The sequence below is a fragment of the Methylocella tundrae genome (assembly GCF_038024855.1).
GTDB lineage: Bacteria > Pseudomonadota > Alphaproteobacteria > Rhizobiales > Beijerinckiaceae > Methylocapsa > Methylocapsa tundrae.
In genome coordinates this window covers 1,570,067-1,585,932 of the sequence record NZ_CP139089.1, presented here as the reverse complement: position 1 = coordinate 1,585,932, position 15,866 = coordinate 1,570,067, and the positions used below count along the sequence as shown (strand labels likewise).

Annotated in this window: 14 protein-coding genes; 5 read left to right on the top strand and 9 right to left on the bottom strand. The window is 58.1% G+C overall.

What is annotated here, in order from left to right; all coding sequences use genetic code 11:
• Positions 1-30: 30 nt before the first annotated feature.
• From dksA to SIN04_RS09775, 5 genes are all read right to left on the bottom strand, one after another.
• Complete coding sequence (gene dksA, locus SIN04_RS09795; protein WP_134492411.1) at positions 31-438, bottom strand: RNA polymerase-binding protein DksA; 408 nt, start codon at positions 436-438, stop codon at positions 31-33.
• A gap of 267 nt (positions 439-705) precedes the next feature.
• Positions 706-1,932: an NADP-dependent isocitrate dehydrogenase gene (locus SIN04_RS09790; RefSeq protein ID WP_134488716.1), complete on the bottom strand. Its 1,227-nt coding sequence runs from the start codon at positions 1,930-1,932 to the stop codon at positions 706-708.
• A gap of 106 nt (positions 1,933-2,038) precedes the next feature.
• Entirely contained in the window at positions 2,039-2,791 is a 753-nt protein-coding gene (locus tag SIN04_RS09785; protein WP_134488714.1) for a hypothetical protein, read from the bottom strand.
• Between the two features lie 83 nt (positions 2,792-2,874).
• Positions 2,875-3,615, bottom strand: a complete 741-nt coding sequence (locus SIN04_RS09780) for a metallophosphoesterase (protein WP_341264407.1) — start codon at positions 3,613-3,615, stop codon at positions 2,875-2,877.
• A 128-nt stretch (positions 3,616-3,743) separates the two neighbouring features.
• A complete protein-coding gene (locus tag SIN04_RS09775) occupies positions 3,744-5,297 on the bottom strand; it encodes a CHAD domain-containing protein (protein ID WP_341264406.1) in 1,554 nt (517 codons plus the stop codon).
• Between the two features lie 577 nt (positions 5,298-5,874).
• On the opposite strand from SIN04_RS09775, the gene SIN04_RS09770 reads away from it, so the two are divergent.
• A complete protein-coding gene (locus SIN04_RS09770; protein WP_134488710.1) occupies positions 5,875-6,294 on the top strand; it encodes a DUF6197 family protein in 420 nt (139 codons plus the stop codon).
• A gap of 471 nt (positions 6,295-6,765) precedes the next feature.
• Here SIN04_RS09770 and SIN04_RS09765 read toward each other — a convergent pair whose 3' ends face one another.
• Positions 6,766-7,617 carry a helix-turn-helix transcriptional regulator gene (locus tag SIN04_RS09765; RefSeq protein WP_341264405.1) on the bottom strand — a complete coding sequence of 284 codons (852 nt, stop codon included), beginning with the start codon at positions 7,615-7,617 and terminating at the stop codon, positions 6,766-6,768.
• Between the two features lie 583 nt (positions 7,618-8,200).
• Between SIN04_RS09765 and thrS the strand changes: the two genes are divergently transcribed.
• Positions 8,201-10,180: a threonine--tRNA ligase gene (gene thrS / locus SIN04_RS09760; RefSeq protein ID WP_134488706.1), complete on the top strand. Its 1,980-nt coding sequence runs from the start codon at positions 8,201-8,203 to the stop codon at positions 10,178-10,180.
• Positions 10,181-10,464: 284 nt separating this feature from the next.
• Complete coding sequence (locus SIN04_RS09755; protein ID WP_134488704.1) at positions 10,465-11,931, top strand: undecaprenyl-phosphate glucose phosphotransferase; 1,467 nt, start codon at positions 10,465-10,467, stop codon at positions 11,929-11,931.
• Positions 11,932-12,066: 135 nt separating this feature from the next.
• Here the strand turns inward: SIN04_RS09755 and SIN04_RS09750 are convergent, their stop codons facing one another.
• Entirely contained in the window at positions 12,067-13,119 is a 1,053-nt protein-coding gene (locus SIN04_RS09750; RefSeq protein ID WP_134488702.1) for a DUF2125 domain-containing protein, read from the bottom strand.
• Between the two features lie 150 nt (positions 13,120-13,269).
• Between SIN04_RS09750 and SIN04_RS09745 the strand changes: the two genes are divergently transcribed.
• The gene (locus SIN04_RS09745; RefSeq protein ID WP_134488700.1) at positions 13,270-13,797 is read left to right on the top strand and encodes a gamma-glutamylcyclotransferase; all 528 of its coding nucleotides are present in this window, start codon (positions 13,270-13,272) and stop codon (positions 13,795-13,797) included.
• Positions 13,798-13,969: 172 nt separating this feature from the next.
• Positions 13,970-14,332 (top strand): hypothetical protein, encoded by a 363-nt coding sequence (locus tag SIN04_RS09740; RefSeq protein ID WP_134488698.1) that lies wholly within the window; start codon positions 13,970-13,972, stop codon positions 14,330-14,332.
• Between the two features lie 205 nt (positions 14,333-14,537).
• Here the strand turns inward: SIN04_RS09740 and SIN04_RS09735 are convergent, their stop codons facing one another.
• Together SIN04_RS09735 and SIN04_RS09730 are read right to left on the bottom strand one after the other, a co-directional pair.
• Complete coding sequence (locus tag SIN04_RS09735) at positions 14,538-15,308, bottom strand: lysophospholipid acyltransferase family protein (RefSeq protein ID WP_341264404.1); 771 nt, start codon at positions 15,306-15,308, stop codon at positions 14,538-14,540.
• 135 nt (positions 15,309-15,443) lie between these two features.
• Positions 15,444-15,677 carry a PsiF family protein gene (locus SIN04_RS09730; protein ID WP_134488694.1) on the bottom strand — a complete coding sequence of 78 codons (234 nt, stop codon included), beginning with the start codon at positions 15,675-15,677 and terminating at the stop codon, positions 15,444-15,446.
• Between the last annotated feature and the right edge of the window lie 189 nt (positions 15,678-15,866).

Here is a 15,866-nt window from a genome sequence, read left to right as displayed (position 1 = left end):
GCTCGCTATTTTAGCCCTTGATCAGTCTGTTTAGCTGTCGCGGTAGACGCGTTCGCGTTTTTCGTGGCGTTCCTGCGCCTCGACAGAGAGGGTTGCGATCGGCCGCGCATCGAGACGCTTCAAACCGATAGGCTCACCGGTTTCCTCGCAATAGCCGTAGGTTCCATCGTCCAATCGTCCAAGCGCCGCTTCGATCTTTGAAATCAGCTTGCGTTGCCGATCGCGCGCCCTGAGCTCAATGGCTCGATCGGTCTCCGAGGAAGCCCGGTCTGCGACGTCCGGATGATTTTCATTCTCGCTTTGCAAGGCGACGAGCGTCTCGCGGCTTTCGCGCAGGATATCTTCCTTCCATGCCAGAAGTTTGCGACGAAAATACTCGCGCTGACGTTCATTCATGAACGTCTCTTCTTCAGAAGGTCTATAGGCGTCTTCGACCATTTCGGCAGGCACCGGAAAGTCTCCCCAAACCCAATTGCCAGCCTTATACCGATTGCGGCGCGCATATTCAATCGTAAGTCTCGCCCGCGTCTTGAGTTATTCCTTTTTGCGGGGGCGCCCTGCCTATGCGGCATTCACATCTGGGCGGGCGAATCGGATGGCGCCGGAGCAGCGCCTCTTCAAGTAAATGTCAAGAGATGATAATTGTACTGGACGCCTGGCGGCGGCGAGAGCAAATCCGGCCGCCGCGCTGGATAGACGAAGCGTTCAGACCTTGAGGGCGCCCGACATCGCCTTGCGTAAATTGTCGTCGACCTTGTCGAGGAAGCCAGTCGTCGAGAGCCACTTTTGCTGGGCGCCGACGAGGAGAGCGAGATCCTTGGTCATGTAGCCTGACTCGACCGTCCTGACGCAGACCTTCTCCAGTGTTTGCGCGAAGGCCGCGAGTTCGGCATTGTCGTCGAGCTTGGCCCGATGCGAGAGGCCGCGAGTCCAGGCGAAGATCGACGCGATCGAATTCGTCGACGTTTCCTTGCCCTGCTGATATTCGCGGTAATGGCGCGTCACCGTGCCGTGCGCGGCCTCTGCTTCCACAGTTCTGCCGTCCGGGCTGAGCAGCACCGAGGTCATAAGGCCAAGCGAGCCGAACCCTTGCGCGACCGTATCCGATTGGACGTCGCCATCGTAGTTCTTGCACGCCCAGACATAACCGCCGGACCATTTGAGCGATGACGCCACCATGTCGTCGATGAGGCGATGCTGGTAGGTAATGCCGGCCGCCGCGAATTTATCAGCGAATTCGGTCTCGAAAATCTCCTGGAACAGATCCTTGAAGCGCCCGTCATAGGCCTTCAGAATAGTGTTCTTCGTCGACAGATAGACGGGATATTTGGAGGCGAGGCCATAGTTTAGTGAGGCTCTTGCAAAATCGCGGATGGAATCATCAAGATTATACATCGACAGCGATACGCCAGCCCCGGGATATTTATAGATTTCCTTCTCGATGATGGAGCCGTCGTCGCCTTCGAACTTGATCGTCAGGCGTCCCTTGCCCGGCACCCTGAAATCGGTCGCGGCATATTGGTCGCCGAACGCATGGCGGCCAATCACGATCGGCTGCGTCCATCCCGGCACCAGACGGGGAACGTTCTGGCAGATAATCGGCTCGCGAAAGATCACCCCGCCCAGAATATTGCGGATCGTGCCGTTTGGAGACCTCCACATCTGCTTCAGATTAAATTCTTTAACGCGCGCCTCGTCGGGGGTGATGGTCGCGCATTTCACGCCGACGCCGTGCGTCTTGATCGCGTTCGCAGCGTCCACCGTGACCTGATCATTGGTGGCGTCGCGATTTTCGATGGAAAGATCATAATATTCCAGATCGAGATCGAGATAGGCCAGAACGAGTTTCTCGCGAATGTAACGCCAGATGATCCGGGTCATCTCATCGCCATCAAGTTCGACGACGGGATTGGCGACCTTGATCTTGCTCATTATTTCGACCTTTTCGAGTTGAGTGCTGGAAATGTCCCGACCGTCTTTCGCCGCGTCTATTCGATGCGCTGAAAAAAGGACGGCTCGGTGGGGAGAAGCCGCGGTCTCATTTGGGCGCGTCGCCGCGCAGGGATTGGCTAAAATCCGGGTCGGCCTGGGCGCTGAGCGCCTCGAAGCTCGCCTGGTTCTGCGGCGTCGCCGCTTTGTAGGCTGCGAGGATCGCGGGTTTCTGCTCTGGCTGCAAAGTCAGGATCTGGCGCAAATCGCCTTTCATGAACTCCTGCAGGTCCCTGTCGAGCGGCGCGGGAGAAGCGAGCGCCTGCTCGATACGGGCCGCCGCGAGGGACGCGTTGTTTGGCGCCGTGAAATAGGACATTTGCAGCGCGATCATTCCCTTCGCCTCCGCGGCTTTGCCGGACCCGGGCGGCAGTTCGGCTAAAAGCAGCCATGCCGCGCCGTTGACCGGAGCCAGAGCGACGGCGGCTTCTGCGTTGGCTTTTGCGCGCTGTAGACGCGCGGCGTTGGCCGCGTCAGGGCCATGCGTCCGGTATAGCCAGATAATATCCGCGTCGGTATAGGCGGCCTGCGCGAAGAGGTCTCCCCTGACGACGCCGAGCCGCGCCGCCCAGAGGGCGTTGTCGCGATAAGCCGCGACGGCCGCTGCGCTCGTCCTGTCGAGCGGGAGAGCAATCGCCTGCGGCAGCAGCAACGCGGTGACGAGCAGCCATAGGCCTGCGATCACGAGAACGCCCGAAAAGGCGAGAATGCTGATGCGCAGCCCGACCGGCTCCGCCAGGAAAAATTCGTCGTTCGCCTCAGGCGCGAACATGAAGCCCGGTCGGGGTGGTTCCAAACTCATCGATCACTCCCTCCTTGATCATTCGCGCGCAGACGAGCGGTTTGCAAGCCGGATTGCAACACAATAACCCAAAGCCCAAAATTCTAGATGAAGTCGATTTGATCGCGCTCCAGTCTCAGGCAGGTCAGGCGCCCCGTGGCGTAGGCGCCCGTATCGATGTCGATGCGATTGCTCCGTACCTCCGGCTCCATGACAGGCGTGTGGCCGTGAACGATGATTTTTTCAAATGACTCCTCGTGCGAGAGAAATTCGTCCCTGATCCACAGCAGATCATCGTCGCGCTGCCGGGAGAGCGACGCCCCCGGCCGGATGCCGGCATGAACAAAAAAGAAGTCGCCACATGTGTAGGACAAAGGAAGGGAGCTGAGAAATTGATGGTGGCTTTTCGGCAGAGCGCGTTGCAGGCCTGCGGAGAGCTCGCCCTCTTCCTCCTCGTCCGGATTGAGGCTCGGCCTCAGGCCATAAGATAAGAGCGTCGTCAATCCGCCATATTGGCCCCAGGCGCGCAATATCGCCGGATTACGCAGAAATTCGAGAAGATAGAGCTCGTGGTTGCCTTTGAGGCAGACGGTCCGGTGGGCTTTTCCGCGATTGATCAACTGCGTCAGAACGTCCGAAGATTTCGGGCCGCGATCGATATAATCGCCGAGAAAGACCTGGATGGGATTGGCTATCGGATGCCTGAGCAGGTCTGCGTCGATTCGGACGAATGTCTGTTCGAGCAGGTCGGCGCGCCCATGAATGTCTCCAATTGCATAGATTCTGACCCCTTCGGGGACAGTGGGAGCCGCTGGCGCGGTTCCGATCAGGCGCGGTTTCCACATCAAAGCAATATTTCGACATTCGATGACTTGAAGCGTCCATCGGGCTTTGGCAAAGGCGGAGCCACGCTTGATCGGCGCTTCACGGACTTCTTGTTTACTTGTTAGGGCATTTTCCCGCCAAGGGATAGTCAGAACGGCTCAGCCTCGGCCACTTCGGAATAGGCTTCGAGCGCCTGCTCCAGCCATTTCTTGCCGTCCTCTTTTGGCGTCGTCCAGCGCGCCGCCGCTTCGAGCGCGAGAGGGCCGACGTCGCCCACTTCGGCCCGCCAGAGGCCGATGTCGATCCGCGCCGCCGTCAGACTGGCCTCGTCATCATGCAGGACGCCAAGACAGGATTGGAGTTTATCAAGACCGCCAAGCAGCCGCTTCATGCGCTTGCGATCCGCAACGCCTGAGACGCCGACGAAAAACTGCGCCATGTAACGCAGCTTTTTCGCTGCGATTCGAACCGCGTGCTGCGCGCCCGCATCGAGTTCTGCGAGGTCACGCGCCTCTCGCAGCAGAGCCGCCAGCCGCTTTTTCAGCCGCCTGCGGATGAACTGGGCCACCGGCTCGAGATGGTGGCCGGAGGGACGGCGCCTCCACGCGCCGCAGTCGATCCATTCGGAGAAGTCGATGAGAAATATTCGCCAGCGCTCGGATTGCACGGCCTCGCGCGCGGCTTCACGCGCGGCGAGGCGTCTGTGTTCGAGCCATGTCGAGAAGTCATTGGCCGCGGCGGCGCTGGCCGCACGAGAGGTTTCCGGCGCATTAGCGAGCATGATGTCGCGATCGCGCGCCTCTCCAAAAAGGCGCGCGAGCCTCCGCAATTCATCATTCATTCTTGCAAAGGCGTCGTCGCGCGCCATGGGTTTGAAGAGAGCAAGCGCCGCCCGCAGGCGCCGCAACGCGATTCGGCCCTGGTGAATAGCCTCGACGGGATCGGGACTGGATTTCGACGTCAGCACAGCCGCGTTGAGCATGAAATCATTCAAGCAAGCGCGGCAGATGGCGCTGAACGCCTGCTCTCCCGTCATATCGGCCTCAAGGCGAGGGCTCGATGCTTTCGCCGGATGGCCCCACAGGCCATCGACCAGCCTCCGGCCGCGCTCGGCCTTGCTGATCAAGCTTAAGTGGAGAGGAGCATGCGCCGTCAGTTCGCGCGCCAGCGTGAATAGCTCCTGTTTGTCGCCGCGCTTCAGTTCGAGCTCAAGCTCGGAAACGGGGAGCGTCTCCCGCTCGGCCCCCGCGCTTTTGATCCGGCCACGGTCGATCGCCACCTCGATGGCGGCGTTTCCCTCCGTAACCATAAAGGCGACGCGCTGGACGTCGACCTCGAACGTCGGACGCAGGCGCGCGCGGACGGCTTTATCGATTACATCGGCGAAAGGCGTTTCGTCGATCATCGTTCCGTCGGGCCGTGGGGGAGCGTCGGAGGGGTCCCAATTGATCCGCCGCTCCCATTCTCCCCGTTCGAGGAGCGCGCAGCCCACCTGCTTGATCGTCTGGATCGAAACGTCGCCCGTTCGGCGAACGCGGAGCGCCAGGCCGCGCTTCCAGAGATACTTTTCGGGCGTGTCGAAATAAATGGCGTGACTGCGCGCCGGCTGCGCGCCGGCGAGCTTATCGCGCAGGCCTGGCAAGGTTCGAAGCCTGGCGAGATCTGCTTCGTCGAAAACGAGTTTAAGTTCCATCTCGGGCATTGCGACCCCAATCTAGACCGTTCCTTTATCAACGACCCGCCCAACGGTCGAGGATTAAGACTTTCGTCGATGAGAACTCGCCCTCATTCCGCCAAGGAGCGGGCGAGCGCCGGTGAGATTCTGTGCCCCGCCGCCGGATTGGCGGGCGAGTCGCCGGGTCCGCGGCGTTTGCACAAGGCAAGACTTCCAATCCAACGTCAGCGACGACGTTGCGGAAAAATGGCAAGACTTTGTTCATTTACGCAAATGGGTCTTGTAACAGAACCGCCGCTAAACTAAACAAAAGCAAGAAGCAGCCAGTTATACGTAGCACAGATAAGAAAATTATTAAATTATAATCTGTAATAGAATGTTGAAAATCGAAAATCGTCACTTCTCCGCTGCTGTCCTGAACATTTCTGTTCATCAGGTATTCATGTGAACACGCTATAGTTGAATTAATATTCTGGCGTCGCGTAAACGTTTCAGCCTCTCAATAAATGCACTGTTCTGGGGCCGCTGGTCTTTTGCCTGAAGGCTCTCGATCTCCCCGATGCATGTTGAAATTTTGTCCCAAGAGGAATTTAGGTGAATAACAATGAACAATAGAATTATTGTTGATGTTCTCGTTGAGGCGAGCCGCCTTCTTGAAACAAAGGGCTGGAATAAATTTGCCATGGCGCGCAACGACCGTGGCGAAGCTGTCAATCTCGACAGTAGTGAGGCTTCCTGCTATTGCCTGTCCGGCGCTCTTTGCATGGCGTGGCGCGCGGTTGATCCTGCCAACGAAGAGTTTTATTTCAAATATTTTGAAAAGAAATTTTCGGATGTCCTGCGCGAAAGTCATGGCTTTGACGGGACTTTTACGCAATGGAACGACTCCGTCGCTACATCCCGCGACCATGTATTGAATGTAATTCAGTCGGTTATCACCTCGCTTCTTGACGAGGGCCCTTATAAAGAGAGTCCTCCGTTATCGCCCCGATTTTTGATAGAGCAAGAGAAGCGTTGGGCCTGACAGAAGTAAAGAGCTGCCGGCGTTCAGCGTCCGGCAGGGAAGAGTTTTAGAGGCGCTTTCTGTTCCCCTGAAAGCGCTTTTACCTGTTGAATTTCCGTGGCCGTCACTGGCCAAATGGTAGATCTATTTGATCCTGAGAGGCTGCGGCCTCTCTTCTTTTTGACGCGGGTCGCTTCGGGAAAAATCGAGTCGTTGTTCTGACAGCGCCGACATGGCGGGAGAGAACGCATCGGCTCTTACATGCCGTCCTCAAGCGCGATTCCAACGTCAAATCCACGAATTCAAAGCGCTCAGGCGATCGCAATTTAGTGCAACGCCACCGAGCCTGAAACGCGAGCGAGGATGCTGGAGTGTAGAAGCCGATTTTCGGCGACGTCCTCCAGCTCTCGCAACAGAGCAGGGCCCTTTGGGGGCTCTGCTCCGGCTTCGGGCCTCTATTCAGCCCTATGATGCGGCGGCGATGGACCCTGCCTATACTTGCAAGAGGAGAGCCACCAACTCGCCCTGGCGATGCGTCGCCGTTTTCGCGAAGACCGACTTTAATTGATTTCGCGCGGTCTCACGCGAAATGTTGAGTTCCGCGGCCGCCGTGTCTGGACCTGCCCCACGCGCTATGATGCAGGCGAGTTTCGCTTCAGACGGCGTCAGAGAAAATGTTCTCGCAAGAAGGGCGGCCGGCGGCCCGGGCCGCGGACCCAAAGCGTTCAGCGTCACGAGCGCCCGCACGTCTGCTGAGGGCCAGCGCGCGCCGCCGTCGATCGGCCAGATCCGCAAGAGAATCGGCAGACTGTCCTGACGCGGGACAATGATCGGTTCCACCACCGGGGCAATTTCCGCCATCGCATATTCGAATTGATCCACATAAATGCGAAGCCTGTTTCGGGCTTCCGGATCACGTATGAAAAGGCGCCTTTGGCGCACCCTTATGTCGTTATTGAATAAGGAGGCTGCCGCATCGTTAGCCTCGACGACAAAGCCGTCGAGATCAAGCAGGAGGGCCGGCTGAGATAAAATGTTCAGCGGGTCCGTCGAATTCCAACTGGAGCGGGATGATCTCGAGAGAATTGCAACTTCGGTAACTCGACGCGTGAATGCGGCAAGAACCCGCTTTTCTTCGCATTCAGAATCGATTTCATCCAAATACATTGCGAAAGGAGTCATAGCATCGCCAAATTTTTCAAATCTATGTTTCGCGTGCGCGTGATGAACGTCAGTTTTGAATGTGCATCCGCCACGACTTCGTGTTTGCAAAAAATTTAGATAAAAGACCTTCAAAAGCCCTATTTTTTCCAGCGAGCAGAACGCGCGAGCTTTTTTGCTCATCACTTTCTGTTCGTTGCCAACTACCCACTTAATGTTTTGTCGAACCTGCTAATGTGCGTTATCGCACGGGCGTGTGTCGGATTACGAAGATGAATAAATCGTTAGAAATAAAGGGTGATGAATTAAATATAATAACATCTGCCATATAGGACGGTCCTTGGTCGGCGAATTGAAGCTTGCGCCGGATTATCTACCGCCTATATACAAAGCTATATCACGTTTCTTTGTCCTCGCACAAATCGACTCTCTCATTTGAGCAATATTCCCTGCGTTGCTTGGCGTCCCGCCGACCGCGTCGCGAGAGCCAGGGCAAGACGGAAGCCATTTTGCATCCAAATAATAGATTAATTTTAGCCTCGCCCTGGGCGGATCTGTTTCTTACATCAACGCATTCTTATGCCGGCCGCCGTGAGGCCGGCCCCGCGAGTTTGCGGGCTGGGCTTGAGCCGCGGGGATAAACGCCGTAAGTCCCGCTGGAGAGCATTTTTCTCCGGGGCAGGAACCCTCAGGTTGCCCCCATTGCACGATCGAATGCGCTTACGCCGATTGGTTTCGGCGAGTGAGCGGTGAGGAGTTGTAGAATATGATTAGCGTGACTTTTCCGGATGGCGCTTCCCGCCATTTCGACGCTCACGTGACCGGACTGGATGTCGCGAAGAGCATTTCGCCTTCGCTCGCCAAGAAATCCGTCGCCGTGGTGATCGACGGCGCCTTGCGCGATCTCTCCGATCCCATTCCGGGCGGCGCGACGATCGAATTCGTTAGTCGTGACGATCCCCGCGCGCTGGAGCTCATCCGGCATGACGCCGCGCATGTGTTGGCGGAAGCCGTGCAGACGCTTTATCCGGGCACGCAGGTGACGATCGGCCCGGTTATCGAAAACGGCTTTTATTATGATTTCTTTCGGGAGGAGCCGTTCACGCCGGACGATTTCCCCGCCATTGAGAAGAAGATGGGCGAAATCATCGCCAGGGACAAGCCTTTCACCAAGGAGGTCTGGACCCGCGATCGGGCGAAGTCGTGGTTCGAGGCGCGCGGCGAAGCGTTCAAGGTCGAACTCGTCGACTCAATTCCCGGCGACGAAGACCTGAAAATCTATAGGCAGGGGGATTGGCTCGATCTCTGCCGCGGTCCGCATATGACCTCAACGGGCAAGGTCGGCGCCGCATTCAAGCTGATGAAGGTCGCCGGAGCCTATTGGCGCGGTGATTCGAAACGGCCGATGCTGCAGCGGATTTACGCGACCGCCTTCGCTTCGCAGGAGGAACTCGCAGCCTATCTGAAGCAGATCGAAGAAGCCGAGAAGCGCGACCACCGGCGTCTTGGCCGCGAGATGGACCTGTTCCATTTCCAGGAGGAGGGGCCCGGAACGGTGTTCTGGCACCCGAAGGGCTGGACCCTGTTTCAGACGCTGATCGCCTATATGCGGCGGCGGCAGGAGGCGGCCGGCTATGTCGAGGTGAATACGCCGCAAGTGCTCGATCGCGCGCTCTGGGAAACCTCGGGGCACTGGCAGACCTATCGCGACAACATGTTCGTGACGCAAACCGAGGACGAGCGGATCTTCGCGCTGAAGCCGATGAATTGTCCGGGCCACGTGCAGATTTTCAAGAATGGATTGAAGTCTTACCGTGATCTGCCATTGAAGCTGGCGGAGTTCGGCGTCGTGCATCGCTATGAACCCTCCGGCGCGCTGCACGGCGTGATGAGGGTGCGCGCCTTCACTCAGGACGACGCCCATATATTCTGCACCGAAGATCAAATCATGGACGAGAGTTTGAAGGTGAATGACCTCATTCTCTCGATCTACGAAGATTTCGGCTTCGACGACATTGTGATCAAGCTTTCGACGCGCCCCGAGAAGCGCGTCGGTTCCGACGAAGCCTGGGACAAGGCGGAGGCGGCCCTTACGCGAGTGCTGGAAGTCCTTGCGGCGCGGGGCGCGAGGACCGCCATTAATCCTGGAGAGGGCGCGTTCTACGGCCCGAAACTGGAATATACGTTACGCGACGCAATCGGCCGCGAATGGCAGTGCGGAACCATTCAGGTCGATTTCAATTTGCCCGGTCGGTTTGGCGCCTTCTACATTGACGCCGATAGCGAAAAGAAGACCCCTGTGATGATCCATCGCGCCATGTTTGGTTCGCTTGAGCGCTTCACCGGCATATTGATCGAGCATTTCGCAGGACATCTGCCGCTCTGGCTTGCGCCGCTGCAGATCGTCGTGGCGACCATTACAAAAGAGGCCGACGACTACGCGTATGAGGTGATCGCCGCGGCTCGCAAAAAGGGGCTGCGGGTGGAGGGAGATCTCCGTAATGAGAAAATCACTTACAAGGTGCGGGAGCATTCGCTCGCGAAGGTTCCGGTTCTGCTCGTCGTTGGCAAGCGCGAGAGCATTGACGGCGCAGTGTCGATCCGGCGGCTAGGCTCATCCGCGCAGACGACGGTTGCGCTCAGCGAGGCTGTCGAAGCGCTGGCCGAAGAAGCGTTGGCTCCCGATCTCCGGCGGAGTCATTTGGATGTTGCGGCGCAAAAATTGCTTATAAACTTACTCAATTGAGGCTTGCGCCTCAAGGCGGGTTCGTCAAAACATGCGTCCGCGGTTTTATTGTTCCTTTCGTAGCGCTCGATATCTCAGTTTCGTCGTTGCGAGAAGGACATGATGAAGAGCTGCGGTTGAAAGAAGTGCTGGGAGCGCGCCCGCTTAAAGTTTACGTGAATATCCAATGTGCTCCTCCGCACAGAACTCTTTTTGGCGCTCGCCTAGCTTGGTTTTAGGTTGATTTTTCCAGTTTATTGTAGCTTAATGTTGATAAGCAACCTGCTGAACAGTGCGAGTCTAAAATGTACTTTAACCGCTTGAGTCAGATTGCGGAATCGGAGGTCGACGCTCGTACGTCGATTTCAGCTTCATCAAGGCTTCATGTATCTTACAAAAACATTGAGGTTATTGCCGGACTTGTTGACATTTTAGTAATCACCTTTGCAAGCGTATTTGGTGGGACGCTTTATCAGCATTTTTGGTCCGGGCCAAATACAGCGATTGAAGTCAGCTTGGGAGTCGGCCTTTCAGAGGGGCTGCTCTACGCCTATGTGGCGAGTTCGCGGGGACTTTACCGGTTGCCCGTTCTGCTGTCGCCCTCACGCTATCTCGGCCGGATTTTTTTGGCCTGGGCCATTGTCAGCCTTTTCGTCGCTATCTTCCTGGTGTTTCTCAAGGGCGACGCTCTGTTGCCGCATGGCTCAATCGTCGCCTCAGCTCTCTTGCAAGTTTCGCTGCTGCTTCTTGCCCGCTGGTTTGCCGAGAAAACGTCGCGATCTTTAATGGCCAAGGGAAGCCTGCCCGGACGGAGGGTCGTCACGATCGGCGAGCCTTCCGAATTGATGAGATTGAGCACAGCTGTTCTTTTTCGCTATTTCGGCATGAACGAAGTGGTGCGCGTGTCATTGCCCGCCGCCAAGGCGTCATCACCGGACGACGTGCTTGTCGATCTCGACCGGGCGCTCCATGAAGCGCGCGAACGCGGCGTTGACGGATTTGTCCTGGCGCTCCGCTGGAGCAGCAAGGAACTTCTCGAAACCGTTCGGGAACGGTTGCGCGCGTCGCCGCTTCCCGCTCATCTGCTCCCGGACTATACGATCAGGTCGGTATTGGGACGACGCGCCCTGTCGACCAATGGCCCCGAACTTAGCCTCGAAATTCAGCGCGCGCCGTTGACGACTATGGAAAGAGCGGTCAAGCGGACGCTGGATATCCTATGCGCTTCAATAGGAATCGTGCTTTTGACGCCGCTGTTTCTTTTGATCGCGGTTCTTATCAAGCTCGACAGCAAAGGGCCGGTGATCTTCAAGCAGCGGCGTAACGGATTTAACGCCAAGCAATTCGTCATTTTCAAGTTTCGCTCGATGACCGTCCAGGAAGACGGGGCGGTCGTGACGCAGGCGCGGCGCAATGATCGCCGGGTGACGAGGGTCGGCCAGTTTTTGCGCCGGTCAAGCCTTGATGAATTGCCCCAGCTCTTCAATGTGCTCATGGGCGACATGTCTCTGGTCGGGCCGCGCCCCCACGCTCTGGCGCACGACAATGAATATAAGGTCCTGATCGCGAAATATGCATTTCGCCATCATGTCAAACCCGGCATGACCGGATGGGCCCAGGTCAATGGACTACGGGGCGAAACCGGCCGTCTCGAGCAAATGGTGGAACGGGTCAAATTGGACCTCTGGTACGTCAATCATTGGTCGTTTGGGCTCGATATCAATATATTGATACGCACCTGCTTCGAGGTCTTGCGCAACCGCGCCTACTAATAAGCACTTTGATTGAATGAAAAGCATATCCGTTACGTGGGACGGCGTGCGATAAGGCAAAGGCCGGAGCCGAAGCTGTTTTCTGTCGTGCGCGGCGATGCGGCTGATTGTCGCAGCGGCCAACCCGGAATGACCTCAATAAAGCGACGGCAGGCGCACGGGCGTACGAATCGGCCCGATCAATAGCCAGCCATCGGCGATGCGCAGCGGCAGGCGGGCCGCCTCGGCTTGCTGCTTTCCCTGCGCATGGCCGAGGAAATTCGTCAACAGGGAGCTTGCCGTCAGAACGCGAGGGTCAACTCCAAGGCGCCCAAGCACAGGATTCAGCCCCTCAAAAGCTGTATCCAACTTGCCACGGGGACGGTGCGCCTCATCAAGATCAAGACTGCCGCGCGCGTCGAGTTTTGCGCTTCCGCTCGTCAGCAGCGCGGTTCTCACATCGAGACGGCCGCCCTTTTCACGCCATCGCTCCATGTCCTCGAAGAGCGTTCCGGCGGTCGAAGAATCAACTTTTGTGACCGTCCCCGCGAGGATCGCGTCGAGCGGCGCGTCGAGGCCGAGCACATCGCTCATCGACGGAATTGCGACGCCATTCATGGCGATGTCGAAGTTCAAAGCGGCTTCGCCGTCAGGTCTCGGAGTTATCGAGACCTGCACCGTCTTGGCTCCCGAATTCAGCGCCCCAACGCCAATCATTGATCCCTTCAGCAACATTTGATCGCCCTCGAGGGAAAAACGGGTCAACGCGTCGGGCGGTCCTTCTATCGTCAAATCGAGTTTCGCCCACTGCAGCGCGAGGTCGAGTTTTCCGTCTGGCGTCTTGCCGGTAAAGGGGCTCTCGAGCTGCGCCGTGAGGCGCTCTGGCCGCAGCACGGAGGACGATGCGCGAAACCCATGCAACGACCCTGTAAAATCGCCGCCAACGATTTTGCCGCGAAACTGGAGGCTGGCGCAGCTCATTTCGATGTCGAGCGGATAACCGCCGATGTGGCGCTGAGGGCAGCTCCAAACGCGCCCGAGCGTGGCCTCGCGCGCGATCCAGGCAGTCACGACGGCGTCGGTTTGACGGGCCGCCGCATACCAGAACAGCGACCAGCCGGCTGCGGCCGCCCCCAATATCGTCAATGCTATGAGCGCGAGAATGCTCGACGTCCGGCGGCGCCGTAGCGCCGCGCTTTTCATTGGCATATGCGCCTCCTTTGCGGACAAACGAGCCGGGCCTTGGGGCGCGCCAATCGATCAGCCGCGCCGCCGCGTGCGAGCAAAAGCGAAAGCGCCGAGTCTTTTCGCGATGCGCTTCTTCGTTTATAGCGCGTCCTGGCAAGGAGCAAATTTGCGATGGCGGCCGCGGAGGATCTCTGGGTGTTCGGTTATGGCTCGCTGATGTGGCGGCCGGGGTTTCATTTCACCGAACGGCAGGGCGCGCTGGTGCGCGGCTATCATCGTGCGCTCTGCGTCTATTCACATGTTCATCGCGGCACCAGCGAGCGGCCGGGCCTCGTGCTTGGCCTCGATCGCGGCGGCTCGTGCAGGGGCGTCGCATTCCGCGTCGGCGCCTTGCAGGCCGCCGCGACGCTCGACTATCTGCGGGCGCGCGAACAGGTAACGTCGGTCTATCGCGAGATCGTCCTGCCGGCGATATTAGGGGATGGCCGCCAAATCGAGGCGGTCTGCTATGTCGCCGACCGGACGCATATTCAATATGCGGGACGTCTCGATCGCGAAGAGCTTCTGCGGCTGATCAATCAGGGGGTCGGCGTTTCAGGCCATAATTTCGACTATGTGAGAAATACGCACGCTCATCTTGCGGACCTCTCGATCCACGACGAAACGCTGGAATGGCTTACGCGGCAGATGGGCGGATAAATTCAGCAGGCGCTCGGATATGCTCAAGTTTTTGAATCTGGAGCGATTTCTGATCGATCGATTGACTCCCTTCGATCGGAAGGCGCTCTAGCGGAAGACAGGCGGCTTCCAGAAGGATGAGACCGCGAAACAAAAAGGACGCTGGCTACGACGTCAGATCAACGATGACGGCGTGACGCGATTTTTCGTCCTTTGCAAGAAGGTGAACGTGCCACTCGCTGACGCCAGACCGCAGGGCTGCGCCAACGCCTTCGGCATCGCCGCAAAACTGTCCCTCCAGCCAGCTAAGATCAAAGACGGCGACGCGCCGCCTCTTGCCCCCGGCGTCGCGCGCGACGGCCACGGCGACCGCGCCGTCAAATTCAGGAAGGCCGCCGAGCACTTCGTCGGCAAGAACGGGAAAAACAGAGAAAATGTAACATTGTCCGGAAGCGCCGCGCCATTTGTGGAAATGAGCCGCCAGGGAATCTCCCGCGAGGCAACGGAGAGGCGCATTTGGACCGAGGAGCCGACGTCGAAGCTCTCGTGGCGCTAGCGAGCCAAGCGCCTGGCGATCCACCGCGCGCTTCTCTCGAATTGACCGAAATCTGATGCTGCGCTGCGGAACTACTATGCCCATCGGCCTCGGGTCCCCTCATCACTGAAGGAACATAAATAGAACATGGCAAGATTTTGTCAACCATATCGCCCGAATGTTTCGCTTGGCCGCGTCCTTTTGACTCGCCCGCAGGCCTTGCAGGTCAGCCTGCCGCGCTGTTCGCTTGCGGCGGCAGCACGGTCCTCAGGGATGGATCGGCGGCGATTGATTCATCGATGAGTCTTGCCGTGGCGGTTTCGATTCGCGCTTGCAAGGCGCGCATGAAATTCTGCTTGTCCGCGTCGGGGGCCATCGGGGGGAGGAATTCGATGACGACGCGCCCCGGCCGCCGCAGAATGCCCCGGCGCGGCCAGAACAGGCCGGAATTCAAGGCGACAGGCACGCATATGGCGCCGGTGGACAGGCATAAATGGGCGACGCCCGCTTTATAGTCGGGTGGGGCCCCCACGGCCTTGCGAGTGCCCTCAGGGAAGATAAAGACCTGCCGCTCCTCGGCGATGGCCTGACGCACCTGCCGCGTCAGATCGGCGAGAGCCTGGCCGCGCTTCGCGCGTTCAATGCCAATCTGCTCGGCGCCTTTTAGATACCAGCCGAAAAAGGGGATCGACATCAATTCGCGTTTCAACACAAATGTGAAGTCGCCCATCTGCGTGGTCAGCGCGAAGGTCTCGAGAGCGGACTGATGTTTCGCGGCGATAATGCAGGCGCCTGAGGGAAGATTGTGAAGCCCCCTGAACTCGACCGTGGTTCCGCAAATCCATTTGAGCAGCCACAAAGAGTTGCGCGACCAGATCCGCGCGAGCTCCTGAACGGCGGCGCGCTTCCTCAACAGAGTAGGCAGGCCCAGGAACGCAAGAACGGTTATATTCGCGTAGAATAGAACATTGAAGAGCAAGGAGCGGATGACTGTCATTCGTTTGTCTGATCTTGTTCCATTTTGGCGAAGCTCGCATCGAGCCCGCGCGGTTCAGGATCGCGCCTCCATCCGCCCGCCGGCAGACCCGGCATTGCGAATCGCTACGCGCGCGCTTCTGAGCCGCATTGAGGACTAGCTGCGCTTGCATTTTGAGCGGAATTCCTTGCGCGCTTTGCCGTGCAGACCTTTGGCGTCGGCCTGGTCGGAGCATTCCTTGGCTTTGGCCTTCTTCGCGGCGTCCGAGGCCGCCGGCTTTGCGGCGGCAGCCGCGGGCGCCGCGGCGGGGGCCTGCTGCTGCGCGAAGCTGATGTTTGCGAAGGACAGCACGAGCGCGCTGGCGATGATCCATGAAAAAGCGTTCTTCATACACGCACCCTCCAAAACCGACGCGATTGATCCCACGCTTCAGCGTCAATCGCGGCGCGACCTTATCTCTGCCGAGGGGCCGAACCAAGGCGAAAAGCTGAAGCTTTCAATTCGCAGTGCTCAAAAATGAACTTTACATATAAAGATATCTGCATATATATCGAATAACGAATTGCCAGGACGGCTTAC